Below are 25,938 nucleotides of genomic sequence, written 5' to 3' on the forward strand. Positions count from 1 at the left end.
GAGACGCGGGGTGACCGAGGTCGGGACCATGGGCCCAGCGGCGCGGCCCAGGCGGCGAACTGGGTGTCCTCCCGCGTCCGAGGGGTGGGACACCGGCCCGGTCGTCTCAGGTGGTGGGATCGGACTCGGCGCTGCGCAGGTCGGTCTCCCAGGCTCGAGCGGTGCGCCGGAGCTCGCCCTCGGCGTCCAGACCCTGCTGCTGCGCCTCGACGACCAGTGCCAGCAACCGGGCACCGAGCGAGTCGTCCGCGGGCGGGTCGACCGGCAGCCCGGTGCGGGTGGCCCGGGAGGTGACCTTCTGGGCCCGGGCCAGTGCGCCGAGCCCGGCCGGGATGCCGTCGAACACCGAGTCGCGGGACTTCTCGGTCTTCTTGATCTGCTCCCACTGCCGGTGCACGGCCTCGGCGTCCTGCGCGTCGGCCTCCGCGAACACGTGCGGGTGCCGGCGGATCAGCTTGGCGACCAGGTCACCGGCGACCTCGTCGATGCCCCACGGGTCCTCGGCGTCCTCCTGCGCGATCCGGGACTGGAACACCACCTGGAGCAGCAGGTCGCCCAGTTCCTCGCGCAGGTTGTCCCGGTCGCCGAGTTCCACCGCCTCGGCGACCTCGTGCGCCTCCTCGATGGCGTAGGGCACCAGCGAGGCGTGGGTCTGCTCGGCGTCCCACGGGCAGCCGCCCGGCGAGCGCAGGCGGTCCATCACCGCCACCAGCTCGCGCAGCGGGTCGGTCGCGGCGCTCACGGGGCGGTGTCGGTCTGGGTGGGGACGATCCAGGAGTAGGTGCCCTGCACCACGGCGCCGGTGGCATCGAACTGCCCGTACCGCGGGTTGACCTTCACCTCGAGGCCGTCCAGCTCCTCCTGCAGGTCGGTCACCAGCGTGGCCTGCTGCTGCGCGGATGCCTGCTGCAACGCCGAGGCGGCGAGCGAGAACCGCAGCACCGCCAGCGACTCCGGGGTGAGCTCGACGTCCGGGTCCATCCCCTCGGTCGCCTCGGCGGTCTGCCGGTACAGCTCGGTGAGCTGCTGATCGCTGTACGCCTCGCCCAGGCCCGCGGTCACCGCGGTGTAGGCCGGCTGCTGGACCAGCACCGTGATCAGGTTGGGCAGGTCGACGCCGCTGAAGATCGGGCTGACCTGCTCGAAGGTGGTCTGCAGCGCGGCCTCGCTGATCGCGTGACCGTCCACGATCACCGCGGCCCCGGGGGTGCCCCCGCCGCAGGCCGCCAAGGACGCCGCAAGCACGCCCGCTCCGATGATCGCGCCGAACCGGTGTCGGGTGGACATCCGTCGTCTCCCTGGTGGTAGGTCTGCTGCTCGGCGCCATGCTAGGCCCTCGCGGGTGGTCACCGGGTGGTGCCCACCGAGGCCGCCGCCGCCACGTCGCCGAGGATCACCGCGTCGATCAGCTCGCGCACCCAGGTCAGGATCGCCTCGCCGTGCAGCGGCTTGCCGCCGATCCGGGCGGTCATCGGGAACGGCACCAGGATCGTGCGCAGGGCGGGCTTGAGCACCGTGCCCGGGTACAGCCGCTTGAGCCGCAGCTGGGCGGACTCGGGCAGTTCCACCGGGGCGAACCGGACGAACTTGCCCTGCGCGGTGATGTCGGTCAGGCCGGCCCGGCGGGCGTGCAGCCGGAACCGCGCCACCGCGAACAGGTTGGCCACCGGCTCCGGGATCGGGCCGTACCGGTCGACCAGTTCGGCGGAGATCTCGGACAGCACGGCCTCGTCGGTGGCGTTCGCCAGCTTCTGGTACGCCTCCAGCCGCAGCCGCTCGTGCGCGATGTAGTCGTGCGGGATGTGCGCGTCCACCGGCAGCTCGATCGTGACGTCCGGCTGTTCCTCCGGCTGGTCGCCGCGATAGGACGCGACCGCCTCGCCGACCATCCGGATGTACAGGTCGAAGCCGACGCCCTCGATGTGCCCGGACTGTTCGCCGCCGAGCAGGTTGCCGGCGCCGCGGATCTCCAGGTCCTTCATCGCGACCGCCATGCCCGCGCCGAGGTCGGTGTTCGCCGCGATGGTGGACAGCCGGTCGTGCGCGGTCTCGGTCAGCGGCTTCTCCGGCGGGTACAGGAAGTAGGCGTAGGCCCGCTCCCGGCCACGACCCACCCGGCCGCGCAGCTGGTGCAGCTGGGACAGGCCGAGCCGGTCCGCGCGCTCCAGGATCAGGGTGTTGGCATTCGAGATGTCCAGGCCGGTCTCCACGATCGTGGTGCAGACCAGCACGTCGAACCGCTTTTCCCAGAAGTCGGCGATCACCTGTTCCAGCTGGTGTTCGTTCATCTTGCCGTGCGCGACCGCGATCCGGGCCTCGGGCACCAGCTCGCTCAGCCGGTTCGCGGTGCGCTCGATCGACTCGACCTTGTTGTGCACGTAGAACACCTGGCCCTCGCGCAGCAGCTCGCGGCGGATGGCGGCGGCGATCTGCTTCTCCTCGTACGGGCCGACGAAGGTCAGCACCGGGTGCCGCTCCTCCGGCGGGGTCGCCAGGGTGGACATCTCCCGGATGCCGGTGACCGCCATCTCCAGGGTGCGCGGGATCGGCGTGGCGGACATCGCCAGCACGTCGACGTTGGTGCGCAGCGCCTTGAGGGTCTCCTTGTGCTCGACGCCGAAGCGCTGCTCCTCGTCGATGATCACCAGGCCGAGGTCCTTGAACCGGATCTCCCCGGTGATCAGGCGGTGGGTGCCGATCACCACGTCGATGCTGCCGTCCCGTAGTCCGTCCACCACGGCCTCCGACTCGGCCTTGGTCTGGAACCGGGACAGCGCCTTCACGGTGACCGGGAAGCCGGCGTAGCGCTCGGAGAACGTCTCCAGGTGCTGCTGGACCAGCAGGGTGGTCGGCACCAGCACGGCCACCTGCTTGCCGTCCTGCACCGCCTTGAACGCCGCGCGGACCGCGATCTCGGTCTTGCCGTAGCCGACGTCGCCGCAGATCAGCCGGTCCATCGGGACGGACTTCTCCATGTCGGCCTTGACCTCGTCGATGGTGGCCAGCTGGTCCGGGGTCTCGACGTAGGCGAAGGCGTCCTCCAGCTCCCGCTGCCACGGGGTGTCCGGGCCGAAGGCGTGACCCTGGGTGGCCATCCGGGCCGAGTACAACCGGATCAGCTCACCGGCGATCTCCTTGACCGCCTTGCGCGCCCGGCCCTTGGTCTTGGTCCAGTCCGCGCCACCCATCTTGTTCAGGCTGGGCGACTCGCCACCGACGTACTTGGTCACCTGGTCGAGCTGGTCGGTGGGCACGAACAGCCGGTCACCGGGCTGGCCGCGCTTGGAACTCGCGTACTCGATCACCAGGTACTCGCGGGTCGCCGCGGCCGCGCCGGTGCCGATCGTCCGGGACACCAGCTCGACGAACCGGCCCACCCCGTGCTGCTCGTGCACCACGAAGTCGCCGGGCCGCAGCTGCAGCGGGTCGACCACGTTGCGGCGGCGGGACGGCATCCGGCGCATGTCCCGGGTGGACGTCCCGGCCCGGCCGGTCAGGTCCGACTCGGAGAACACCGCCAGCTTGAGGCCCTCGGCGACGAAGCCCGGGCCGACCTGCGCCGGGGTGACCAGCACCACGCCACCCTCGGGCTCCTCCGGCAGCGCGGGCACCAGGCGGGCGGGCACGTCGGCGGCCTTGAGCTGCTCGGTCATCCGCTGCGCCGGGCCGTGGCCCTCGGTGGCCAGCACCAGGTGCCAGCCGTCCTGCTGCAACGCGCGCACGTCGTTCACCGCGCGCTCCACCTCACCGCGATAGCGCTCGACCTCGCGGGCGGCGACCACCACGGTGTGCTCACCGTCGGTGACCAGGTCGTCCGGGTGGTCGGAGGCACCCTCCACCGCGTCGGCGTCCAGGGTGAACGGGCTCAGCGTCCACCAGCCCAGGCCCCGCACCGCGGCCAGCGCCCGGACCTCGGCGAAGGAGGCGAAGGACGCGGCGGACAGGTCCAGCGGGGTGGCGGCACCGGCGGCGGCCGAGGTCCACGCGGCGGCCAGGAACTCCTCGGTGGTGGCGACCAGGTCGTGTGCACGGCGGCGGACCCGCTCCGGGTCGGAGACCACGATCAGCACGTCGTCGGGCACCAGGTCCAGCACCGGCACCATGGCGTCCACCAGCGCCGGGGCCAGCGACTCCATCCCCTCCACCGCGATGCCCTGGGCCATCTTCTCCAGCATCTCCACCGCGCCGGGCAGCTGCGGCACCAGATCGGCGGCCCGGGCCCGCACCTGCTCGGTGAGCAGCAGTTCGCGGCAGGGCGGGGCCCACAGGCCGTGCTGGGCGACCTCCAGCGAGCGCTGGTCGGCGACCGCGAACCAGCGGATCTCCTCGACCTCCTCGCCCCAGAACTCCACCCGCATCGGGTGGTCCTCGGTCGGCGGGAAGACGTCGAGGATGCCACCGCGCACGGCGAACTCCCCGCGGCGCTCCACCATGTCCACCCGGCTGTACGCCGCTGCGGTCAACCGGTCGGCGACGTCGGTCAGATCGGCGGTGTCGCCCGGGTTCAGCGCCACCGGCTCCAGCTCGCCCAGACCGGCGACCACCGGCTGCAACAGGGCACGCACCGGCATCACCAGCACCCGGATCGGGCCGGTGTGACCGGGCTCGGGGTCCGGGTGCGCCAGCCGGCGGAACACCGCCAGCCGCCGGGCGACCGTGTCCGAACGCGGCGACAGGCGCTCGTGCGGCAGGGTCTCCCAGCTGGGCAGCACGGCCACGTCGTCGTAGGCCAGGTAGCAGCGCAGGGCGGCGGCCAGCTCGTCGGCGTCCCGGCCGGTCGCGGTGACCACGACCAGCGGGCGGCCCTGGCGCTCGGCGACCGCACCGGACATCGCGGCCAGCAGCGGCGGCCGGATGCCGGGCGGGCCGACCACGTCCAGCTCACCCCGGGCCCGGACCAGCTCCACGGCGCGGGCGAGTGCCGGGTCCTCGAGCAGCAGCGGGAGTAGGCCGGCGACGTTCATGGATCCCCTTCGGGCGGGTGGGACAGCACGACGACCCCGAATCCGTGTGGACCCGGGGTGCGATGTGATTCTACGAGCGGGGACCGACATCCCGCCGCTGGGGGTGTCACAGGTGCGTGCCACACTCCCAGTACGACCGGGCACAGCCGCCGGGGCGCCCGGACGATCCGACCGATGATCCGTCCCACAGCCGCCCGAAGCGAGGAGTGCCCATGATCGAGATCCCCGAGTCCGCCACCCTGGCCGCCCAGGTCGATGCCCAGCTCGCGGGACGCCGGGTCACCGGCGTGCAGGTGGCCGCCCGACCCAACCCGTTCGTCCACTTCACCGGGGACCCGGCGGCCTACCCGTCGGTGCTGGCCGGGCGGGCCGTGACCGGCGGCACCGGGATGGCGTCCTTCCTCCGGATCGGCCTGGCCGACGGCGACGACGTGGTCGAGCTGACCGTCAACGACGGGGCGCGGCCGACGCTGCTCACCCCCGCCCAGGCGGCCAAGCCGGTCGCGAAGAGCCACCAGCTGCGCCTGGACCTGGACGACGGGTCCGCGCTGGTGTTCACGGTGCAGATGTACGGCGCGATCCGGCTGCTGGGCGGACTGGACGAGGACGGCCGCACCCGGCCGGTGCCGGGGGTCGACGACGGCGGCGAGGAGGAGTCCTTCTACGACCGGGCCGCCCGGACCTCGCCCTCGCCGCTCGGCGACGGCTTCGACGCGCACTGGCAGGGGTTGCTGGCGGCCGAGGGCGCGGACCGGCTGTCGCTGAAGGCGGTGCTGGCCACCCACCAGCGGATCCCCGGGCTGGGCAACGGCGTGCTGCAGGACATCCTGTGGACCGCCCGGATGAACCCCCGGCGCAAGCTCGGGACGCTGGACGCCGCCGAGCGCGACCTGCTGCGGGACACGGTCACCGGGGTGCTGCGCACCATGGTCGCCGACGGCGGCCGGGACACCGAGAAGATGCTGGACGGCCGGCCGGGCGGGTACCGGACGGTGATGTGCCTGGCCGCGCTGGACCGGGGGTGCCCGCGGTGCGGCGGCGCGGTCGAGAAGGCGGCGTATCTGGGCGGGCGGGTGTACGTCTGTCCGGTCTGCCAGCCGGCGCCCTGACCGGGGCGGGTCCGGGGGCCGGAGCCGGGCGCGTCAGGCCCGCAGGGCGTGGTGTTCCGGCGCGGAGTAGGGCTCGGGGTCGGGCAGTCCGCCGCGGGCGAAGCCGACGCCGAAGCCGAGGTCCCAGCACAGGCCGGCCAGGTCGCCGTGGTGACGGACCCGGGCGAGCTGGGCGGCGACCAGGCCGGCGCGGCGCAGCACCCGGCGAGGGCCGAGGGAGCGCCGGTCCGGGGCGTCCGCGGGCGCGGGGCCGGCGTCGAGGGCGGAGTCGGGCGCGGGGTCGGCGGCCGAGGGTCGCGGGGTCGGCGGTGACGACGAAGGGGCGGTCGAGAGAGCCCCGTAGCGGGCAGCCAGCCAGCGCTCGCCCATGCCGGTGTTCCGGCCCTGCCGCCACGCCCCGCGCAGGCCCCGGCGCAGCCGCATGTGCACCACGGCGTCCGGCGCGAAGACCAGCGGGGTGCCGGACAGCTGCGCCCGCCAGCACAGATCGGTGTCCTGCAGGAACCGTGCGCCGAGGTCGAACCCGCCCAGGGCGTGGAACAGCGCGGCGTGCACGCCCAGGTTGCTGGCGGCGGCGTGGCCGAGCCCAGGCAGCGGGTCGGTGGATTGCAGCCCGTCGACCTGCGGCAGCGCGCGGGATCGGCGCAGATCCGGGCTGTTCAGCCGCTCCCAGTCCAGCCGGCCGGCGACCAGGGGTGTGTGCGCGAGGGCGGCGGTGATGGCGGCGACCCAGTCGTCGGCGACCACGTCGTCGGCATCGCAGAACGCCAGCCACCGGCCGCGTGCGGTCAGGGCACCGAGGTTGCGGGCGTGCCCGGCGCCCGGCCGGCCGGCGGCGTCGACCAGGTGCAGCTCCGGCCAGTCGGCGGAGCGCAGCCGGACCAGGTCGGCGGTGGCGTCGGTGGAGCCGTTGTCCGCGACGATCAGCTCCCAGCGACCGTCACCGCGCTGAGCCGCCAGGGCGTCGAGCTGGGCGGGCAGGGTGGTCGCGGCGTTGCGGGCGGCGATGATCACCGACAGGTCGATCGGGTCGTGGTCCATCGGCACACTCCCCCGAAGAATCGGACATGTCAGACATAGTGCATCACGGCGCGGGGATCACGTCGAGGGCCGCAACTCCTTGCGCAGGACCAGCTCGATGGGTTCGCCGGGGAACAGCAGTGCGCCGCAGTCGCGGTAGCCGAGTCGCCGGTAGAGGTGCTGCGCCTGCTCGTCCGCCTGGGTCGAGGTGAGCACCGCCGCGTGACCGGCCTCGGCAGTCCCGTGTCTGGTCTAAAGCTCGCGGATGTCTGTGCGGCCGTCCGACCGCGAGCAGCAGACCAACCTCTCTCACCGTCTCGCTACGCGCGGTCGAAGAGCACCGACACGTCTAGGCGGTCGGCTGTCGGAGAGTCGCCTCGAGGTTTGTGCCGTACGTCTTCGTGGACACCTCTTTGGCACCCCCGTGCGTAACGCCCTCCAGGCGGCTGAGGAGAATCTCGTGGTCCCGGTCAGGAGTGAACCGCACCGTGCCACCCCGATGCCCGGCCGAGACTCTGGCGTAATCGCCTCCCATGAGCAGCAGTAGCTCGCGTAGGTCCTCGAGCGGGAGGCCATCACCCTGAACGACGAGGGCGCGCACGAGGGAAGGAGTCGACGCTCCGGCTTCGTTCAGGGCTTGCAGACGGGCCAGGTCCAGGCGATCGTGGCGGGCGGCGAGGGCGTCAGCGATCGTTGTGGCCTCACCGGCGGTCGCCGGGGTGACGAGGGACTCCAGCTTCTCGACCAGCGCTGCCTTGGTTGTTTCGGGGATCACCTTGCTGTTGAGGACGGAGGCAAGGTGCCGGGTGGGCAGGATGGAGGTGTCCGCGAACTCGCCGAACTTGTCTGAGGCGGCGACGGCGGGCTCGAAATGCTCCCACTGGTCCAGGAGGTCTGGGTCGAAGGTCGCCGGCTCGTCGGCGAGAAGAGATGCGGCAAGCAGCTGCCCTACCAGGTTGGCGTCCGCAGGGCCGAGTTGGCCGATCGGAATCAGCCCGGGCGCGACCGAAGCCGTGAGTGCGACCCTCACGGTTGGGTCGGCGATCGTATCGCGCGCCGCCAGAATCGCGAAGGTCAGCTTGAGCCGATCGGGCTGAGGGACGGGGTCGGGCGTTGTGATCCTCTCTCGTGCGGCCAAGAACGCCCCGAGGCGGTCGTCCACGTCGTGTACGGCGATGTAACGCTGGACGTTGTCGAAGGTTGGGTCGGTGCGCCAGTGCGTGACAATTGCGGGCCAGGTCTCGGTCTTCGTCCGCTGAAGGTCGGGTACCCGGCAGGAGTTCGAGGTAGCGCCAACGAGCTGGTCCAGCAGAGCTGCCGGCAGCTTGGCTGCGATGTCATTCAGGATCTCGGCGAACAGGTCGGGATCCGCGATGGGTGTTCCCGCGGGGTTCAGATCGACCAGCGCCTGGAGGTAGATGGCTAGATGGTTCACCGCGTGCTCGTAGACGGCCCGCGTCGAGGGTTCGGAGTACAAGACGTCGAGTGCGACGCGATCAGCCCCACCGAGAGTGCTCAGGTTGGTGGCGCTGATCGGGTAGATGCTCGTCTGGATGGCGGCCTCAAATGCAATCTCGTTGAGTCTGCTGAGGTCGTCGATCGTGGCGTCCGCAGCCGCGAACGTCGCCATGACGACGGCCGCCCGTTGCCCATTTGCCGGGTGGGTGACGGCCCGCAGATCCCCGTAATGATCGGACATATACGCCGCCACCTCGGGGTCGAGGTCGTCTCGTTCGTCCCCGCTGATCGCGCCGAGGACCGCGTCGACCAGGTTCAGGCGGCCCTGTGGGGTGACAGGGGCCTCTACCGAGGTATAGCGCAGCGCCTGCTTCCAAGTCGGAGCCATCAAAGTGGCGAGCTGGCCGGCCACATCTCGCGGCTCCCTCTCGAAGAATCGCTCCACGAAAGTCTGCTCTTGCGCGCCCCACCTGTCTGCGAGGCGCTTCGCGACCCTTTCTGCGGCGCCGCGCCGGTGCTCCACCAGGTGGCGGACGATGTCGAGGTTGTAGATCGCCGGTTCGTCGAACAGGTGGTTGTCGTCGCTGTCGGCCTTCTGGTCACGCAAGATCTGGCGGACGTCCCGCTCGCTGAGTTCGTACTCCACGATGGGTGCACCTGGCTCAATCGCCCGGGCGATGTACTCGGCGGCATTCAACCCGACGTCCTTGCCGTAGAACATCGAGGCGTACCGGGCGAAGTGGCGGGGCAGGTACCCCTGAGCGATCAGCTCCCTGACCATCGTGGTCGGCGCGTACGCGTCCACGAGACCCCTGAAGCTGATCGGGGTGCTCGTGTCGGCCGACTCGGAGCCCTCGGGAGCAATGGTCAGGTCGTCTCGCGCGTAGAGCTGTTTCCAGGTGTGGTGGCGTAGGAATGCGATCTCTTCGCGGGTCTTGTCGATCTTTGCCCCGAGGTCGTCGAGGTCAGCGTCCTGCCACCCCTGCGGGTCGATCGACATGCCGATCATGCGGGCGAGCATTTTCCGGCCCAACTGCGCATTGCTCGTCCGTCCGTACCTGCCCGCGACAGACAGCTGGACGGTCAGTCGAGCGCCATTTGCGATCTGCTGCCAACCCGAGAGGTCAGCCAGATCGTCGCCAGTGAGCGGCCCCGTGAACGCGACCGTGTTGGCCTCGAATCCCTGGGCAAGCTCCAGCAGCTCGGGCCGAAGTGCTTTCAGCTTTTTCCCCGCAAGTTCCGCACGCCCATGGAGTGACCGGCCGTTCTCCAGTTGTGCGCTCAGCGCGGTGAGGGTACGAGTCTGAACGTTCAGATTATGCTCGACGAGTTTCAGCCACCGCCTGGCGAGGGTGTCCAGAGGGCTGGTCGCCAGGCGAATGTGCTCATATGCCTCAGGGCTCGTGACCCGCAGCAGCACCAGGGAGAACACGATGTCGTGGGTGATCTCGGGCATCGGGTGTTCGGCGGATGTCACGAGTCGGTCGTAGTGAACCTCAAACTCATTGCGGATCGACCACAGCGTTCGCATGTCTGCCACGTGCCGGGCCGCCAGGCGGATGAGGGCCGGCGATATCCCTGACTCGTGCTCCGAGTGGGACATGTGGGGCGCCATCACGTCGAGCATCAGGTCGTGGGAGTTGTCAGCGGTGGCGAACGGAACAATAGGGATGATCACGTCGAAGTGCTTCGCGCGATTCGCCCGGTTCAGCTCGTGTGCCAGGTGGGCAGGGGTCCTCGGGGTCGCCGGTGGCAGGTCCCCGCTGCCAGCCGAGCCAGCATGCTCGCGGGCTTCATCCGCTGTGGCGCCGATCCGTCCCAGGACACTGTCACGGATCGCGTACACGAACACGACCCGACGCCCCACCTGGCCCGAACCGTTCACCAGGGTGTTCAGGGCCCGCAGAGTGTCGAACACGACAGCATCGTCGAACCTGTCCACGTCCTCGATCAGCACGACCGAGGTCTTCGAGACCTCGAAGAAGTAGATGATCTCGTCCAGGTACTGATCGAAGTAGCTGGACGCGTTCGGCTCAAGGCTGACCGTCAGTGCCCCGGCCTTGAGCCCGGCGCGAAACGCGTACCGGCCCGCGAGCGCCCTCCAGACCGCGAACATGAGGACCAGTAGCCCAACGGCCACTGCGCTCCCGAACCATGCAGATGACCACCCGAGTTCGACCAGGCGATCGCCGATCGTCGCATGCCACCCGAAGAGCACGGCCGCCGCCCACGCCAGCCCGAGAACGGCCAAAACTGTGAGTGCCCCCGGGGCCGACCACCTCGGCGTCGTCGCCCTAGGGAACCGAGAGTGCGGCGTGCGCCGAGGAGGGAGCCGGTAGAGCAGCTGCTTGACGAGTTCCTTCTGGATCCGGTTGCTCTTCTCCCGCTCGGCGGGGTTCGCCGTTGGCGTCTCTGGTGCCGCCCGAGGATCGAGCGTCGACAGTGACAGCTCGATCGTTCGGCGTTGGTGCCTCCAAGGGAACCGACTATCCCAGTACGAGCGGACCAACGCTTGCAGGACGCTCGACTTGCCCGACCCGTAGGAGCCCGTGAGAGCGACACTGCGTGTGTCCGGGTGACGAAGAGCCCGCTCCATCAGATCCAGGTACACCTGATGGTGCTTGGGCTGAAACCGAGGCGCCAGCGACACCAGCGGCATCGTGCTTCCAGCGCGGTCCGAGCGACTGGCCGCGATCACATGGCCGTCCGGGCTCCCGCTTGGCCAACCGAGTCTCCGCCGTCGGCGCCGCTTTGGCTCTTGACTTTCGCCGTCCGGGCGGCTGGCGCTCTCAAGTGACTTTATCGATGGATTCTCCGGCTTAGCGGGCACCACCTGATGCTAGGCCCAACCGGAGTGCTTCAGAACAGGTCTCCTACACCGGCCGGGCTTATGACTTGCGGGTCGGTGGCGCAACACGTTGCCAGGCCAGATCCGAGCCGTGGGGGGCGGGTCCCAGCGAGTCGACAGCCGGAGCGTGGCGCAACCGTCGAGGACTGCTCTCGGCCCGCCCGGCGGCGATGTCACGCGAGAAGCGATGAATACCCGTGCTGTCGACCTTCCGGTCGATCTGAACGGTGCGGACGACTTGGGGTCGCCTTGGGGCCTGCTGAGCCGAACCCGAAGCCCGCTGCGCGTGCACGAAAGCGCATGGCCGAGGCGGCCACATCGACCTGCACGAGGTCGACATGCTGAAGCTCCAAAGAGTTGAGATCTGCGCAGCACCAGGGCGAGGAAGACGGTCACCCGCCCTGGTATTGACGGGCCTAGACTCTTCGATGGGCTTGCCGCGAGAAAGGCTGTCCAGCAGCGTCTGGCTACTGCCTTCCCGCCCTAGTAGCAGCGCTCCAAGAGGTGACGGTCACGGGTCAGAGCGGTGGCAAGTCCGGGCGGGCGGTCGGCATCGCGCTACGCAGCAGTTGGTCCAAAACCGAGTGCCCATCTTCCGACGTTCGCGGGGCGCACGGTGGGTCCGGGGGCCATCCCCGGAGTCTGTCAGTACCGCTCCGGCCCGTAGTCGATCCGGTAGTGCTGCTCGCGCGGTCGCTCGCCGATCGGGCGGGCCGGGACGCCGCCCACGACGGTCCACGGCGGCACGTCCGACGTCACCACCGCCCCGGCGGCAACCACCGCGCCCTCACCGATCGTCACGCCGCGAACCACGGTGCTCCGGCTGGCCAGCCAAGCCCGGTCGCCGATCACGATCGGTCCCAGCCGGCCGGGGAAGCCGGGATCGCGGTGGTCGTGGTCGGCGGTGATCAGCAGGGTGTGCGAGGCGATCACCACGTCCAGGCCGATGTCGATCCCGCCCCGGGCGTCGATCTGGCAGAACCGGCCGATGTGGCACCGCCCCGCGATCCGCAGGTTGCCCGGCTCCAGCACCTCGGACCCGCCGAACAGGTACACGTGCTCGCCCAGGTCGGCACCCATCCGGCGCAGGGCGGCGATCCGGAGCCGGTTGCTCGGGATGTCGGTCAGCACCCGGTTGAACAGCAGTTCGGATCGACTGCCCATCAGGCACCTCCACGCAGCAGGGCCGCCACCGCGGCCGGGGTGTGCTCGGACTCCACCAGTGCCCGTCCGGCGCGGGCGCGGCGCAGGCGTTCGGCGTCGTCGGCGACCAGTGCGGCCAGGGCGGGCCCCAGGTCATCGGCGTCCCGGACCAGGGTGGCGCCGGCCCGGGGCAACAGGTGGGCGGCGCCGCGGTCGTCGTTGGTCAGGACCGCACCGGCGTTGGCGAAGGCGGCGATCAGTGGACCGCTGACCGCATAGCGACCCGCGGCGCCGGACCAGCCGGAGTGCCGCCAGCGCACCACCACCGCCGCCCGGGCGAATGCGGCCCGGACCCCCGCCTCGTCGGTGAAGCCCAGCAGTTCGACCCGGTCGGCGACGCCGAGACCGGCGGCGGCCCGGGCCAGCACTGCACCCGCGTCGTCCGGACAGGCGCCGACCAGCAGCCGCCAGTCGGTGGGCAGCGCGGCCAGCACCGGCAGCAGCGGCAGCACGTCCTCGGCGGCGGCGACGTACCCGGGCACCAGGATCGCGCGGCGGGCGGCGACCGCGGCGGGCACCAGCGGTGGCGGTACGGCGACATGCGGCACCGGTTCGACCGGGCGGGTGAGCCGGTGGGCGGCGGTCAGCGCCTCGGCACCGGCGGGCGACAGGCAGCACACCCGTTCGACCCGTTGCAGTAGATCCCGCTCGGCGCGGCGGCCCAGGGTGCCGGACAGCAGTGCGGCCAGCCGCCGACCACCGCGGCGGTCCAGCGTCCGGCTGAAGAACGCCCCGCCGGACAGTGCGGGCACGTCGTGCACCATCAGCCATACCCGGGCCCCGCGCCGGGTCAGCCACCAGGCGGCCCAGAACTCGGCCAGCCCGCGGCCGGCCTGCTCCACCACCAGCACGGTGCCGGGGTCGGCGAGCGGGCGGCGCAGGCGGCGGACCAGTCGCCGGGCGAGCGGGAAGGACTGCGAGGCGGCGGGATCGGGCGGCAGTTCCACGGTCGTGGTGGGGGCGATCTCGGCCAGCGCGTGCCGGAACACCGCGGCATAGGCGGCCACCCCGCTCGGGCTGGGCGGCATCCGGGTCAGGTGCAGCAGGCGGGTCGGTGCCGGCCGGGTGCTCATCGCGCGGGCCGGCGTCGCAGGGCGTCCCGGGTGGACACCAGGGCGTGCTGGGCGAACTCGGCGGCGGCGAGCACCCGGGTCCGGCGGGGCGGGAGGTCGGTGTGCAGGCTGCCGTCCCGTTCGGCGGCGATCAGCGATCCGGACAGCTGGCCGAAGGTGTGCAGCGCGGCCACCGCGAACCCGGCCCGGCCGTCCCGCCAGGCGCCGGAGAACACCGTGGTCCGGGCGAGTTCGCGCAGCAGGGCCACCGGGTCGTCGATCCGGGCCAGCCGGTCGGGGTGGTTGGCGGCGTAGCGCAGCACCTTCTCCTGGGTCTGGGCGATGCCGCGGAAGTTGAGGTGGGCGATCGGCGGCACCGACTCCGGGGCGTCGGCCACCGGCCCGTCGAACACCGGCGGGACGTGCGCCAGGGCGGGTTCGGCGTACCGGGCCCGGCCGCGGCGCAGCAGGGCGTACTTGGCGCTGCCCTGCAGGCTGTGCCGCAGCATCCGGCCGAAGGCGGAGTTGTCGTAGCGCAGCCGCACTCCTGCCAGCTCCGGGTCGTCGATCAGCGGGTGCAGGGTCGCCCGGAAGCCCTCGGGCAGGTGCTCGTCGGCGTCCACGAACAGCACCCAGTCACCGGTCGCGGCGTCCAGGCCGCGCTGCCGGACCTGCTCGACCACCGGGGCGTCCGGCACCGGCAGCACCCGGGCGCCGTGCTCGGCGGCGACCGCCACCGTGTCGTCGGTGGAGCCCATGTCGCAGACCAGGACCTCGTCGAAGCCGGTCAGCAGGGGCAGGCAGGCGCGCAGCAGCTCGGCCTCGTCCCGGGAGTACACGACGGCACTCACGCTGCTGCGGCTGGTCATGCCGGCGAGCGTACGTTCGGTTCCCCGCGGGGAGTGACCGCCCGAAGGGTGAATTGGGTCAATTCCCGACATCGGGTGCAATTCGGACGGCTAGCCTGCCGCCATGAGCCACGTCATCGTCGTCGGCGGCGGAATCGTCGGACTGGCCACCGCCGCCCGGCTGGCGGCCCGGGGTGACCGGGTCACCGTGCTGGAGAAGGAGGACGACCTGGCCCGGCACCAGACCGGACGCAACTCCGGGGTGATCCACTCCGGGCTGTATTACCCCGAGGGCAGCCTCAAGGCGCGGATGGCGACCGCCGGGGCACGGTCGATGGCCCGGTTCGCCGCCGAGCACGGGGTGCCGGTCGAGGTCTGCGGCAAGCTGGTCGTCGCCACCGACGAGTCCGAGCTGCCCGGCCTGCACCGGCTCGCCGCCCGGGCGGAGGCCAACGGTGTCCCGGCCCGCCTGCTGGACCCGGCGGGTGCGCGGGCGTGCGAGCCGCAGGTCCGGGCCCTCGCCGCGCTGCGGGTGGAGAGCACCGGCATCGTCGACTACCCCGGGGTGTGCCGGGTGCTCGCCGGCCAGGTCACCGCGGCGGGCGGGGAGATCCTGCTCGGCGAGGAGCTGGTCGCCGCCCGCACCGCCGGCGACCGGGTGCAGGTCCGCACCTCCCGGGCCGACCGGGAGGCCGACGGGCTGGTGGTCTGCGGCGGGCTGCACGCCGATCGGCTGGCCCGCGCCGCCGGGCTGACCCCGCAGGCCCGGATCGTGCCGTTCCGCGGCGAGTACTACGCGCTGAGCCCGGCCGCCGCCGACCTGGTGCGCGGTCTGGTGTACCCGGTGCCCGACCCCCGGTTCCCGTTCCTCGGCGTGCACCTCACCCGCGGGATCGACGGTCACGTGCACGCCGGGCCGAACGCGGTGCTCGCCCTGGCCCGGGAGGGCTACGACTGGGCCACGCTGTCGCGCCGGGACCTGGCCGACGCGCTGAGCTGGCCCGGGCTCTGGCGGATGGGCGCCCGCAACTGGCGGCCCGGCGCGGCCGAGGTGCTGCGCTCGCTGTCGCCCGCCGCCTTCGCCCGGAGCCTGGCCCGGCTGGTGCCCGGGATCACCGCCGACGACCTGGTGCCCGCACCGGCCGGGGTCCGCGCCCAGGCGGTCCGCCGGGACGGTGGGCTGGTCGACGACTTCCTGGTGCAGACCGCGCCGCGACAGGTGCACGTGCTCAACGCGCCCTCACCGGCGGCGACCGCGGCGCTGGAGATCGGGGCGCACCTGGTCGGGGAGCTGGACCGGGTGCTGCCGGCAGGGGTGCGGGGCTGAGGACCCCGACGGCGGGCCCGCGTCCGCGGGTCAGGCCGCGGCGGTGCGCGGACCGGCCAGCGGGGTGATCCGCACCGGCGCGGGGTCGCTCACCGGGGCGTAGGCGTAGCCGATCCCCCAGCCGAGGTCCCAGCACCAGGCGCCGAGTTCACCGAGGGACCGCACGCCGGCCAGGGACCGCAGGGTCGCGAGCGCGCGGTGCAGCAGCCGGTGCGAGGGCTCGTGCGGCGGGATGACTGGGGTGACGGACGACGGGGCCGGTTCGGTGGCCGCATCCGGCGCCGGCACCGTGGCGGGTCCGGGTGCCACGGCCGCGGCGGCCCTGACCTGGTCCCGGTAGCGGCGGGCCAGCCAGCGCTCGCCGGAGCCGTAGTGGTAGCCCTGGCTCAGCGCCGAGCGCAGCGTGCCGCGCAGCCGGACCTGCACCACCGCCTCCGGCGCCCAGCCCAGCGCGACCCCGGCGAGCTGGAGCCGCCAGCACAGGTCGGTGTCCTCCAGGAACAGCGCGCCCGGGTCGAAGCCGCCGACGGCGCGGAACAGCGCGCGGCGCACCCCCAGGTTCCCGGCCCCGGCGTGCGGCAGCCCGGGCAGGTGGGCCGAGTACTGCAGGCCGTCCTGCTGCGGCAGCGTGCGACTGCGCAGCACCCGGGGACTGTTGAGCTGATCGCCGGCGAACCGCCCGGCCACGAACGCCTGGTGCCCGAGCGCCCGGTGCATCGCGGCCAGCCAGTCGTCGGCGACCACGTCGTCCGCGTCGCAGAACAGCACGTCCCGGCCGGTCGCGGCGGCCACCCCGACATTGCGCGCCGCCCCGGCACCCCGGTGGGCGGAGGCGTCGATCACCCGCAGCCCCGGCAGCCGGTCCGCCCAGGACTCGGCGAGCGCGCGGGTGCCGTCGGTCGATCCGTTGTCGGCGACCAGCACCTCCCAGTCGGCGTCCACCCGCTGCCGCGACAGCGCCGCGAGCTGGGCGCCGAGCGTCCCGGCGGCGTCGAAGGCGGCGATCACCACGCTCAGGTCGGTCATGTCCACAGCTCCCGGATCACCGCGCGCACCCGGCGGTGCCGGGCGAGCAGGTCACCGACCGGCCGGGGCTGCCAGCCGGGGAGCCGGTCCAGCAGCAGGGCGGTCGCCTCGGCGCGGTCGAAGGCCGGCATCCGCTCGCCGGGGCCGAGGGTGCCGGGGTCGGCGCGGGTGTCGTGCAGCAGCAGGATGCCGCCGGGATGGACTGCCGCCCGGGCGCGTTCGGCGATCAGTTCCGCCGGGTCGTCCTGCCAGTCCGCCGCCCACCCGGACCAGATCACGACGTCCAGGCCCAGGCGTCGCCAGCCCCACAGCATCGCCGGGGTGTGCGCCCCGTACGGCGGCCGGAACAGCCGCACCGGAACCCCGGCCACCCGCTGCACCAGGTCCCGGGCGGCGGCGATCTCGGCCACGGCCGCCCGCGCGGGCATCCGGGTCAGCCGGCCGTGGTCCCGGCCGTGCAGTGCGAGCTCGTGACCCTCCGCGACGATCCGGTGCACCAGCTCCGGATGCGCCTGCGCGACCTCGGCCAGCACGAAGAACGTGGCCCGGACCCCGCGCTCGGCGAGCAGATCGAGCAGCCCGGGCGTGTGCGCGGGGTCGGGTCCGTCGTCATAGGTCAGCGCGAACTCGGGCGCGGCGGTGTCGGCGCAGAACGTCGGCGCGAGCGGGGCCAACGGCGCGAGTCCACGCCGGACCGGCAGCGGGCGGGCCGCCGGGGAGCCGAAGTCGCCCAGGTCCCGGCGCAGGACCACCCGCGCCCGGCCGCCTGATCCCGGAGGCGATCCCGCCCCACCCCGGGTGGCCGTGCGGGCGGGCGCGGGGCCGGCGCCGGTGACTCGCTCGCTGTCGACCATCGCCCCTCCCGGTGTGCGCGCTGCGGCCACAGTGTGGCCCGAACCCCGATGCGACTTGTCCCATTTGGGCGGTTTTCACCCGAACGGTAGCGCGGCGGGCCCCTCGTCGCGCGACCCTCGCCCTCGCGCCACGCGACCCAGCCCGCTCCCCCGGTCGGCCCAACCCCGGACATCGCCCAGCACCGCACCCCTGCCCGCCACACCCCGCTGACCAGCACCTCCACCGCAGCACGCCCCGCCCGATCCGTGCCGATTGTCCGTTTTCACCCGTTGGAACCTGTTTGGGAGGAAATGCCCGAGCTAGCCTCCTGGCGTACCGCTCGACACCCGCTCGACACCCGCTCGGCGCCGCCGACACCCCCCCGCCCGGACTCTGGAGGAGCCATGAGCAGCATCGCCCCGGCCGACATCCCCGTGGTGATCCTGTGCGGCGGGATGGGCACCCGGCTGCGCGAGGCCTCCGAGAAGCTGCCCAAGCCGCTGGTCGACATCGGCGGCCGCCCGATCCTCTGGCACATCATGAAGACCTACGGCGAGCACGGGTTCCGCCGGTTCGTGCTGGCGCTCGGGTACAAGAGCGACCTGATCAAGCAGTACTTCCTGGACTACCGCCACCTGACCAGCGACTTCACGCTGCACCTGGGCGGGGACGAGCAGCCGGTGTTCCACCAGACCTCGGGCACCGAGGACTGGGAGATCACCTTCGTCGAGACCGGGCTGACCACGGCCACCGCCGCCCGGATCCGCCGGGTGGCCGACCACCTGGACGCGGACCGGTTCGCGCTGACCTACGGCGACGGGATCGGGAACGTGGACATCACCGGGGTGCTGGCCCATCACGAGCGGCACGGACTGCTCGGCACCCTGACCGGCGTGCACCCGTCCAGCCGCTACGGCGAGATGCGGGTGGACGGGGACACGGTGCTGGAGTTCAACGAGAAGCCGACCCTGGCCGACGGCTGGGTGAACGGCGGGTTCTTCGTCTTCGAGCGGGAGTTCGTGGACAAGTACCTGGAGGACGATCCGGCGGTGATGCTGGAGAGCGTCCCGCTGCAACAGCTGGCCCGGGACCGGCAGCTGTCGGTCTTCGAGCACGAGGGCTTCTGGATGGGGATGGACACCTTCCGGGACTGGACGGAGCTGAACGGCCTGTGGGACGCGGGCCGGGCGCCGTGGAAGATCTGGGAGGACTGACGTGCGCATCCTGGTCACCGGCACCGGGGGTTACCTCGGCTGCCTGCTCGCCCCCACCCTGATCGCCGAGGGCCACGACGTCACCGGCCTGGACACCGGCTACTACGCCGAGGGCTGGCTGTACCACGGCCTGCCGGTGCTGCCGCGGACCGTCGTCAAGGACATCCGGCACGTCACCGCCGAGGACCTGCGCGGCTACGACGCGGTGGTGCACATGGCGGAGCTGAGCAACGACCCGATCGGCGACCTGCTGGGCGAGGTGACCTACCGGATCAACCACGAGGGCTCGGTCGCCCTGGCGTCGGCGGCGAAGGCGGCCGGGGTGCGGCGATTCGTGTACATGTCCTCCTGCTCGGTGTACGGGGTGGCCGACGGCACGGTGGACGAGTCCAGCCCGGTCGACCCGCAGACCGCGTACGCCCGGTGCAAGGCGCTGGTCGAACGGGACGTGACGGCACTGGCCGACGACGACTTCTCCCCCACGTTCCTGCGCAATGCCACCGCCTTCGGCGCCTCGCCCCGGCAGCGGTTCGACATCGTGCTGAACAACCTGGCCGGACTGGCCTGGACCCGGCACCGGATCGCGATGACCTCCGACGGCACGCCCTGGCGCCCGCTGGTGCACGGGCTGGACATCGCCAAGGCGATCCGCGCGGTGCTGGCCGCGCCCCGGGAGTCGGTGCACGCCCAAGTGCTCAACGTCGGGTCGGATGCGAACAACTACACCGTGCGGCAGATCGCCGAGACGGTGGGCGCCGAGTTCCCGGGCTGCGAGGTCAGCTTCGGCGAGCCCAGCGCGGACAACCGGTCCTACCGGGTCTCCTTCGCCAAGATCCGCCGGGTGCTGCCGGGCTTCGACACCGACTGGGACGCCGCCGCCGGTGCCGCCCAGCTGCACGAGGTGTTCACCCGGATCCAGCTGGACGAGGCCACCTTCACCGGCCGGGGGCACACCCGGCTGGCCCAGATCGAGCACCTGTTGAAGACCGGGCAGCTCGACCCCGACCTGTTCTGGACGGTGAACCCGTGAAGTACACCCCCACCGCCGTGGCCGGCGTGACCGTGGTCGACCTGGACCTGCGCGAGGACGACCGGGGCTTCTTCGCCCGGACCTTCGACGTGACCGAGTTCGCCGCGCACGGCCTGGACACCGCGGTCGCCCAGGGCAATCTGTCCTTCAACCACCGAGCGGGCACCCTGCGCGGGCTGCACCGCCAGGTCCCGCCGTACGCGGAGGGCAAGCTGGTCCGCTGCACCCGCGGCGCGATCGTGGACGTGGCGGTCGATGTCCGGCCCGGGTCGCCGACCTTCGGCGCGCACGTGCTGGTGGAGCTGACCGCGGCCAACCACCGGGCACTGTTCATCCCGCCCTACGTGGCGCACGGGTACCAGACGCTGGTGGACGACACCGAGGTGTCCTACCAGGTCAGCGGGCCGTACGCGCCGGAGGGTGAGCAGTCGTTCCGCTGGGACGACCCGCTGTTCGGCATCGCCTGGCCGCTGCCGGTGTCGGTGATCTCGGCCAAGGACGCCCAGGCCCCGCTGCTGCAGGGGGCGGGCCGGTGATCGTCGTCGACACCGCCCTGCACGAGCGGCAGACCGCCGGGCGTCCGGTCCGGGTGGCGCTGGTCGGTGCCGGGTTCATGGGCCGCGGGCTGGTGAACCAGATCGTGAACTCCACTCCCGGGATGGTGGTGACCGCGATCGTGGCCCGCCGCCCGGAGCAGGGGGTGCGGGCATTCACCGAGGCGGGGCTGTCCGGGGTCCGGCACGTGGAGTCGCCGGCCGCGCTGGACCGGGCCGCCGCGGAAGGCGTCCCGGCGGTCACCCCCGATCACCGGGTGGCGGTGGCCGCCGATGCGGTGGACGTGGTGGTCGACGTGACCGGGGCGGTGGAGTACGGCGCCCGGGTGGCGCTGGACTGCTTCGAGTACGGCAAGCACCTGGTGCTGATGAATGCCGAGGTGGACGCCACCGTCGGGCCCGAGCTGGCGCGGCTGGCGGACAAGGCCGGGGTGGTCTACACCGGCTGCGACGGCGACCAGCCCGGAGTGCAGCTGAACCTGCACCGGTTCGTCACCGGCCTGGGGCTGACCCCGCTGGTCGCCGGGAACATCAAGGGCCTGCAGGACGAGTACCGCACCCCCACCACCCAGCGGGCGTTCGCCGAGCGCTGGGGGCAGGACCCGCACATGGTGACCTCCTTCGCCGACGGGACCAAGGTGTCGGTGGAGCAGGCGCTGGTCGCCAACGCCACCGGGATGACGGTGCATCGGCGCGGGATGCTCGGCCGCGACCACGACGGGCACGTGGACGAGCTGACCGGCCGCTACGACCTGGACGAGCTGCGTGAACTGGGCGGCGCGGTGGACTACGTGGTCGGCGCCAAGCCCGGGCCCGGGGTGTTCATCCTGGCGGCGCACGACGACCCGAAGCAGCGGCACTACCTGGAGCTGTACAAGCTCGGCACCGGGCCGCTCTACTCGTTCTACCAGCCGTACCACCTGTGCCACTTCGAGGTGCCGACCACCATCGCCCGGGCCGCGCTGCTCGGGGACGCCACCATCCGGCCGCTGGGCGCACCGCGGGTCGAGGTGGTCACCACCGCCAAGACCGACCTGACCGCCGGCACCGTGCTGGACGCGCTGGGCGGGTACCACTACTACGGCCAGGCCGAGCGTGCGGACGTCACCCGGACCGAGCGGCTGTTGCCGGTGGGGGTGGCCGAGGGCTGCCGGCTGCGGCGGGACGTGCCACGGGACGCCACCCTGACCTACGACGACGTCGAACTGCCCGCCGGGCGGCTGGTGGACGAGCTGCGCGCGGACCAGGCGGCGTTGACATGACCGCGCTGTCGGCCCGGGCGCTCGCGTTCTACCTGCCCCAGTTCCACCCGGTGCCGGAGAACGACCAGTGGTGGGGCCCGGGCTTCACCGAGTGGACCAACACGGTCAAGGCCCGGCCGCTGTTCCGGGGGCACGACCAGCCGCACCTGCCGGCCGACCTGGGGTTCTACGACCTCCGGGTGCCGGAGACCCGGCGGGCCCAGGGTGAGCTGGCCCGGGAGTACGGCATCGAGGCCTTCGTGTACTGGCACTACTGGTTCGGCCGCGGCCGGCGGATCCTGGAGCGGCCGTTCACCGAGGTGCTGACCAGCCGGGAACCCGCGATGGGCTTCGCGCTGGCCTGGGCGAACCAGACCTGGTCCGGCATCTGGCACGGCGCCGCCGACCGGGTGCTGCTGGAGCAGACCTACCCCGGCCCGGAGGACGACCTGGCGCACTTCGACGCGGTGCTGCCCGCGTTCCGGGACGAGCGCTACCTGCGGGTCGACGACCGGCCGGTGTTCTACGTCTTCCGCCCGGAGGAACTGCCGGACCCGGCGGCCTTCGTGGACCGCTGGCAGGCGATGGCGCGCGGGGCCGGGCTGCCCGGGCTGTACCTGGTGGCCGAGGTCTCCGACCTGCTGGGCGCCGGGCCGCGGTTCGTGGACGTGGACGCCGCCGGGTTCGATGCCGGGGCGTACATGCGGATCCCGGCCCGGCGCACCCGGCTGGACGTGCTGCGGATGCGGGCCGGCCGCAAGCTGCTGCGCCGCCCGGAGGTGTACCCGCACGCGCCGGACTTCGCCGGACTGCCGACCGGGATCAGCGAGCGCCTGCAACCGGTGGTGTACCCGAACTGGGACAACACCCCGCGGTCCGGGCGGCGCGGGCTGGCGGTGACCGGATCGACGCCGGAGGTGTTCGCCCGGCACGTGGAGCAGGCGGCCGCGACCCTCGCGCACCGGCCGCCCACCGAGCGGCTGCTGTGGGTGAAGTCCTGGAACGAGTGGGCCGAGGGCAACTACCTGGAGCCGGATCAGGTGCACGGGCACGCCTGGCTGTCCGCGCTGCGCTCCGGCCTGGCGGTCGGCCTCCCGGAGCTGGAGGTGAGCCGTGGCTGACCGGCTCCGGATCGCGATGATCAGCTACTACCTGCCGTCCGGGTCGAAGATCGGGGTCGGCTTCCAGGTGCACGAGCTGGCCTCCGAGCTGGCCCGGCGCGGGCACACGGTGGACGTGTTCTCCGACTGCCCGCCGGTGCCGGGCGCACCCTACGGTCACCGGCACATCGCGATGTCCGGCAGCCTGCGCACGTTCCGGTTCGCCACCGCGCTGCGGCACCAGGACTTCAGCTCCTACGACGTGCTGCACGCGCACGGCGACGACTACTGGCTGTGGCGGCGCCGGGCCACCGCCCACCTGCGCACCGTGCACGGCAGCTGCTTCGAGGAGGCCCGGCACATCCGCGGCGCCAAGGAGCGGGTGCGGATGGGGCTGCTCGGGGTGTCCGAGGTGCTGGCCGCCCTGGTGGCGGACCGGGTGGTGGTGGTCTCGCCGCAGACCCGGCGCTGGGTGCCCCGGTCGCACGCCGTGGTGCCGAACGGGGTGGACACCGGGCGGTTCGAGCCCGGCGGAGCGCGCGCCGACCACCCGGTGATCCTGTTCGTCGGCACCTGGCACGGCCGCAAGCGCGGGGCCGACCTGGCCGCCGCGTTCCGGGAGCGGGTCCGCCCGGCAGTGCCGGGGGCCGAGCTGTGGATGGTCAGCCGGGACGTGCCCGCGGGCGCCGACGGCGACGGCATCCGGGTGCTCGGCCGGCTGTCCGACGACGAGCTCGCCGACGCCTACCGCCGGGCCTGGGTGTTCTGCCTGCCGTCCAGCTACGAGGGCTTCGGCATCCCGTACGCCGAGGCGATGGCCTCCGGATTGCCGGTGGTGGCCACCCCCAATGTCGGTGCCCGCTATGTGTCCGACGACGGCCGGGCCGCGGTGCTGGCCGAGCTGCCCGATCTGGGTGCCGCCCTGACCGCCGTCCTGACCGACCCCGACCGCCGCGCCCGCCTGACCACCGCCGGCCTGGACCGGTCCCGTGAGTTCGCGCTGACCGCGGTCGCCGACGCCTACGAACGGCTCTACGCCGACGCCCTGGAGAACGCCTCATGACGGCCATCACCGCACCCGCCATCCGCGCCACGGGGGTGAGCAAGCACTACCGGATCGCCACCCACGACGATCAGCCCGCCACCGCCGCGGAGGCGGTGCTGCGCCGGGTCCGGCACCCGCTCACCCGCACCCAGTACGAGGAGTTCCGGGCGCTGGACGGCCTGGACTTCGACATCCCGTGGGGGTCCGCGGTCGGCATCCTGGGCCGCAACGGCGCCGGGAAGTCCACCCTGCTCAAACTGCTCACCCGGGTCGCGGCGCCCACCCGCGGCCGGATCGAGCTGGGCGGCCGGGTCGGATCGCTGCTGGAGGTCGGCACCGGCTTCCACCCGGAGCTGACCGGCCGGGAGAACGTCTACCTCAACGGCACCCTGCTCGGGATGCGCAAGTCGGAGATCCAGCGCCGCTTCGACGAGATCGTGGCGTTCTCCGGGGTGGAGAAGTTCCTGGACACCCCGGTCAAGCGCTACTCCTCCGGGATGTACGTCCGGCTGGCGTTCGCGGTGGCCGCGCACCTGGACACCGAGATCCTGGCCATCGACGAGGTGCTGGCGGTCGGCGACGCCGAGTTCCAGGCCAAGTGCATCGAGCGGATGCGGGCGGTGGCCGCCGAGGGCCGGACGGTGCTCTACGTCTCGCACCAGATCCAGACCGTCAAGGCGCTGTGCAGCACGGCGCTCTACCTGGAGCACGGCAAGCTGATGCACCACGGCCCGGTGGACGAGGCGATCGAGCTCTACCAGACCAGCCGGGACCGGGCCGCGCTCAGCCAGACCGACATCGACCGCCGGCCGGGCACCGGGGAACTGCGGATCACCTCGGTGGAAATCTCCTCCCCGCTCTACCGCACCGTCGAACCCAAGACGATCGAGTTCACCGTGTCCTCCAACCAGGACTACGTGGGCAAGTACTTCGTCTCCGCGCACATCAACGACCGGGACGGGGCGACGATCCTGCAGTGCGACTCCCGGGTCACCGGGCTGTGGCTGGACCCGGGCACCGAGCAGAAGATCGCGCTCACCATCAAGGAGCCCTGGCTCAAGCCCGGGGAGTACTCGGTGGACCTGTTCGTGTGCAGCTCCGGGGTCCTGGACTCGTTCGAGGGCGCGGGCCGGTTCGAGATCCACCCGGTGCTGCCCTACCCGCAGGCAGTCTCCGACGAGGGGCTGGACGCCGGCCTGGTGCTCGCCGACTTCGACTACGAGAGGCGGTGAGGGCGGTGGCCGCTCGCACGATCGTCATCACACCCCCCGGCCGGCTCCCGCTGCCCGGCTGGCGCGAACTGTGGGAGGCCCGGGAGGTCTTCACCCGGTTCGGCATCCGCGACCTCAAGCTGCGCTACCGGCAGACCGCGCTCGGCGTGATCTGGGTGGTGCTGCAACCGCTGCTCAGCGCGGGCATCTTCTCGATCGTGTTCGGGCAGATCGCCGACCTGTCCAGCGACGGCGTGCCGTACTTCGTGTTCTCCTTCGCCGGGATGCTGGCCTGGACGCTGTTCAACGGCATCGTCACCCGGGCCGCGCCCTCGCTGGTGAACAACCAGGCGCTGGTGTCCAAGGTGTTCTTCCCCAGGATGCTGGTGCCGCTGTCCGCGGTGCTCAGCGTGCTGGTCGACTTCCTGGTGGCGGCGGCGCTGATGGTGGTGCTGCTGATCGCCTACGGGATCAACCCGGGCTGGGCGGTGCTGGCGCTGCCGGGCTGGATCCTGCTGGTGATCCTGCTCGGCTCCGGGATCGGGCTGCTGTGTTCGGCGCTGATGGTGCAGTTCCGGGACGTGGCCTACGTGGTGCCGTTCGCGATGCAGACCCTGCTGTACGCCTCGCCGCTGGCCTACTCGCTCAGCGCGGTCGGGGACAACATCCGCTGGCTGTTCGACCTCAACCCGCTGACCTGGATCCTGGAGGGCTTCCGCTGGTCGCTGCTCGGCCTGGCCCAGCCCGCCGCCTGGCAGCTGGTCGCGGCGGTGGCGGTGTCGGTCGGGGTGTTCGTCGCCGGGGCGCTGGTGTTCTCGAAGATGGAACGCGGCTTCGCGGATGTGATCTGAGCG

21 protein-coding genes are annotated in these 25,938 nt (G+C 72.2%); 10 read left to right on the plus strand and 11 right to left on the minus strand.

Going from position 1 to position 25,938, the window contains the following annotated elements:
* Window positions 1-106: 106 nt before the first annotated feature.
* Genes HGA03_RS00955 through mfd form a run of 3 tightly spaced genes read right to left on the minus strand, consistent with a single transcriptional unit; the run spans window position 107 to window position 4,964 of the window.
* Window positions 107-742 carry a nucleoside triphosphate pyrophosphohydrolase gene (locus tag HGA03_RS00955; RefSeq protein ID WP_239073477.1) on the minus strand — a complete coding sequence of 212 codons (636 nt, stop codon included), beginning with the start codon at window positions 740-742 and terminating at the stop codon, window positions 107-109.
* Entirely contained in the window at window positions 739-1,287 is a 549-nt protein-coding gene (locus HGA03_RS00960; protein ID WP_168628348.1) for a hypothetical protein, read from the minus strand. The genes HGA03_RS00955 and HGA03_RS00960 overlap by 4 nt, the downstream gene beginning before the upstream one ends.
* Before the next feature lie 59 nt (window positions 1,288-1,346).
* Window positions 1,347-4,964, minus strand: a complete 3,618-nt coding sequence (gene mfd / locus HGA03_RS00965; protein WP_168628349.1) for a transcription-repair coupling factor — start codon at window positions 4,962-4,964, stop codon at window positions 1,347-1,349.
* Between the two features lie 212 nt (window positions 4,965-5,176).
* On the opposite strand from mfd, the gene HGA03_RS00970 reads away from it, so the two are divergent.
* Window positions 5,177-6,073 carry an endonuclease VIII gene (locus tag HGA03_RS00970; protein WP_168628350.1) on the plus strand — a complete coding sequence of 299 codons (897 nt, stop codon included), beginning with the start codon at window positions 5,177-5,179 and terminating at the stop codon, window positions 6,071-6,073.
* A gap of 33 nt (window positions 6,074-6,106) precedes the next feature.
* Here the strand turns inward: HGA03_RS00970 and HGA03_RS00975 are convergent, their stop codons facing one another.
* The 6 genes from HGA03_RS00975 to HGA03_RS01000 form a co-directional block, all read right to left on the minus strand.
* Complete coding sequence (locus HGA03_RS00975) at window positions 6,107-7,114, minus strand: glycosyltransferase family 2 protein (protein WP_168628351.1); 1,008 nt, start codon at window positions 7,112-7,114, stop codon at window positions 6,107-6,109.
* Between the two features lie 57 nt (window positions 7,115-7,171).
* The gene (locus HGA03_RS00980; RefSeq protein ID WP_168628352.1) at window positions 7,172-7,309 is read right to left on the minus strand and encodes an N-acetyltransferase; all 138 of its coding nucleotides are present in this window, start codon (window positions 7,307-7,309) and stop codon (window positions 7,172-7,174) included.
* A 133-nt stretch (window positions 7,310-7,442) separates the two neighbouring features.
* Complete coding sequence (locus HGA03_RS00985; RefSeq protein ID WP_444542207.1) at window positions 7,443-11,249, minus strand: YobI family P-loop NTPase; 3,807 nt, start codon at window positions 11,247-11,249, stop codon at window positions 7,443-7,445.
* A gap of 795 nt (window positions 11,250-12,044) precedes the next feature.
* The gene (locus tag HGA03_RS00990) at window positions 12,045-12,563 is read right to left on the minus strand and encodes an acyltransferase (protein ID WP_168628354.1); all 519 of its coding nucleotides are present in this window, start codon (window positions 12,561-12,563) and stop codon (window positions 12,045-12,047) included.
* A complete protein-coding gene (locus HGA03_RS00995) occupies window positions 12,563-13,675 on the minus strand; it encodes a glycosyltransferase family protein (protein ID WP_168628355.1) in 1,113 nt (370 codons plus the stop codon). Before HGA03_RS00995 ends, HGA03_RS00990 begins: the two co-directional genes overlap by 1 nt.
* On the minus strand, window positions 13,672-14,523 hold the full coding sequence (locus HGA03_RS01000; RefSeq protein WP_203767163.1) for a glycosyltransferase family 2 protein: 852 nt from the start codon (window positions 14,521-14,523) through the stop codon (window positions 13,672-13,674). Before HGA03_RS01000 ends, HGA03_RS00995 begins: the two co-directional genes overlap by 4 nt.
* Before the next feature lie 103 nt (window positions 14,524-14,626).
* Between HGA03_RS01000 and lhgO the strand changes: the two genes are divergently transcribed.
* The gene (gene lhgO / locus HGA03_RS01005; RefSeq protein WP_168628357.1) at window positions 14,627-15,829 is read left to right on the plus strand and encodes an L-2-hydroxyglutarate oxidase; all 1,203 of its coding nucleotides are present in this window, start codon (window positions 14,627-14,629) and stop codon (window positions 15,827-15,829) included.
* A 30-nt stretch (window positions 15,830-15,859) separates the two neighbouring features.
* Here the strand turns inward: lhgO and HGA03_RS01010 are convergent, their stop codons facing one another.
* Window positions 15,860-16,855 (minus strand): glycosyltransferase family 2 protein, encoded by a 996-nt coding sequence (locus HGA03_RS01010; protein WP_168628358.1) that lies wholly within the window; start codon window positions 16,853-16,855, stop codon window positions 15,860-15,862.
* Window positions 16,852-17,709 carry a polysaccharide deacetylase family protein gene (locus tag HGA03_RS18390; RefSeq protein ID WP_203767165.1) on the minus strand — a complete coding sequence of 286 codons (858 nt, stop codon included), beginning with the start codon at window positions 17,707-17,709 and terminating at the stop codon, window positions 16,852-16,854. The genes HGA03_RS01010 and HGA03_RS18390 overlap by 4 nt, the downstream gene beginning before the upstream one ends.
* A gap of 384 nt (window positions 17,710-18,093) precedes the next feature.
* On the opposite strand from HGA03_RS18390, the gene rfbF reads away from it, so the two are divergent.
* Genes rfbF through HGA03_RS01055 form a run of 8 tightly spaced genes read left to right on the plus strand, consistent with a single transcriptional unit; the run spans window position 18,094 to window position 25,935 of the window.
* Window positions 18,094-18,903: a glucose-1-phosphate cytidylyltransferase gene (rfbF, locus tag HGA03_RS01020; RefSeq protein WP_168628359.1), complete on the plus strand. Its 810-nt coding sequence runs from the start codon at window positions 18,094-18,096 to the stop codon at window positions 18,901-18,903.
* A gap of 1 nt (window position 18,904) precedes the next feature.
* A complete protein-coding gene (locus tag HGA03_RS01025) occupies window positions 18,905-19,933 on the plus strand; it encodes an NAD-dependent epimerase/dehydratase family protein (RefSeq protein ID WP_168628360.1) in 1,029 nt (342 codons plus the stop codon).
* Entirely contained in the window at window positions 19,930-20,469 is a 540-nt protein-coding gene (gene rfbC / locus HGA03_RS01030; RefSeq protein WP_168628361.1) for a dTDP-4-dehydrorhamnose 3,5-epimerase, read from the plus strand. Before HGA03_RS01025 ends, rfbC begins: the two co-directional genes overlap by 4 nt.
* Window positions 20,466-21,749 carry an NAD(P)H-dependent oxidoreductase gene (locus HGA03_RS01035; RefSeq protein ID WP_168628362.1) on the plus strand — a complete coding sequence of 428 codons (1,284 nt, stop codon included), beginning with the start codon at window positions 20,466-20,468 and terminating at the stop codon, window positions 21,747-21,749. The genes rfbC and HGA03_RS01035 overlap by 4 nt, the downstream gene beginning before the upstream one ends.
* The gene (locus HGA03_RS01040) at window positions 21,746-22,849 is read left to right on the plus strand and encodes a glycosyltransferase WbsX family protein (RefSeq protein ID WP_168628363.1); all 1,104 of its coding nucleotides are present in this window, start codon (window positions 21,746-21,748) and stop codon (window positions 22,847-22,849) included. Before HGA03_RS01035 ends, HGA03_RS01040 begins: the two co-directional genes overlap by 4 nt.
* Window positions 22,842-23,891, plus strand: a complete 1,050-nt coding sequence (locus HGA03_RS01045) for a glycosyltransferase family 4 protein (protein WP_168628364.1) — start codon at window positions 22,842-22,844, stop codon at window positions 23,889-23,891. The genes HGA03_RS01040 and HGA03_RS01045 overlap by 8 nt, the downstream gene beginning before the upstream one ends.
* A complete protein-coding gene (locus HGA03_RS01050; protein WP_168628365.1) occupies window positions 23,888-25,105 on the plus strand; it encodes an ABC transporter ATP-binding protein in 1,218 nt (405 codons plus the stop codon). Before HGA03_RS01045 ends, HGA03_RS01050 begins: the two co-directional genes overlap by 4 nt.
* 5 nt (window positions 25,106-25,110) lie before the next feature.
* Window positions 25,111-25,935 (plus strand): ABC transporter permease, encoded by an 825-nt coding sequence (locus HGA03_RS01055; RefSeq protein ID WP_168628366.1) that lies wholly within the window; start codon window positions 25,111-25,113, stop codon window positions 25,933-25,935.
* The last annotated feature ends 3 nt before the right edge of the window (window positions 25,936-25,938 follow it).

The organism is Cellulomonas denverensis (assembly GCF_012396125.1).
Taxonomy (GTDB): domain Bacteria; phylum Actinomycetota; class Actinomycetes; order Actinomycetales; family Cellulomonadaceae; genus Cellulomonas; species Cellulomonas denverensis.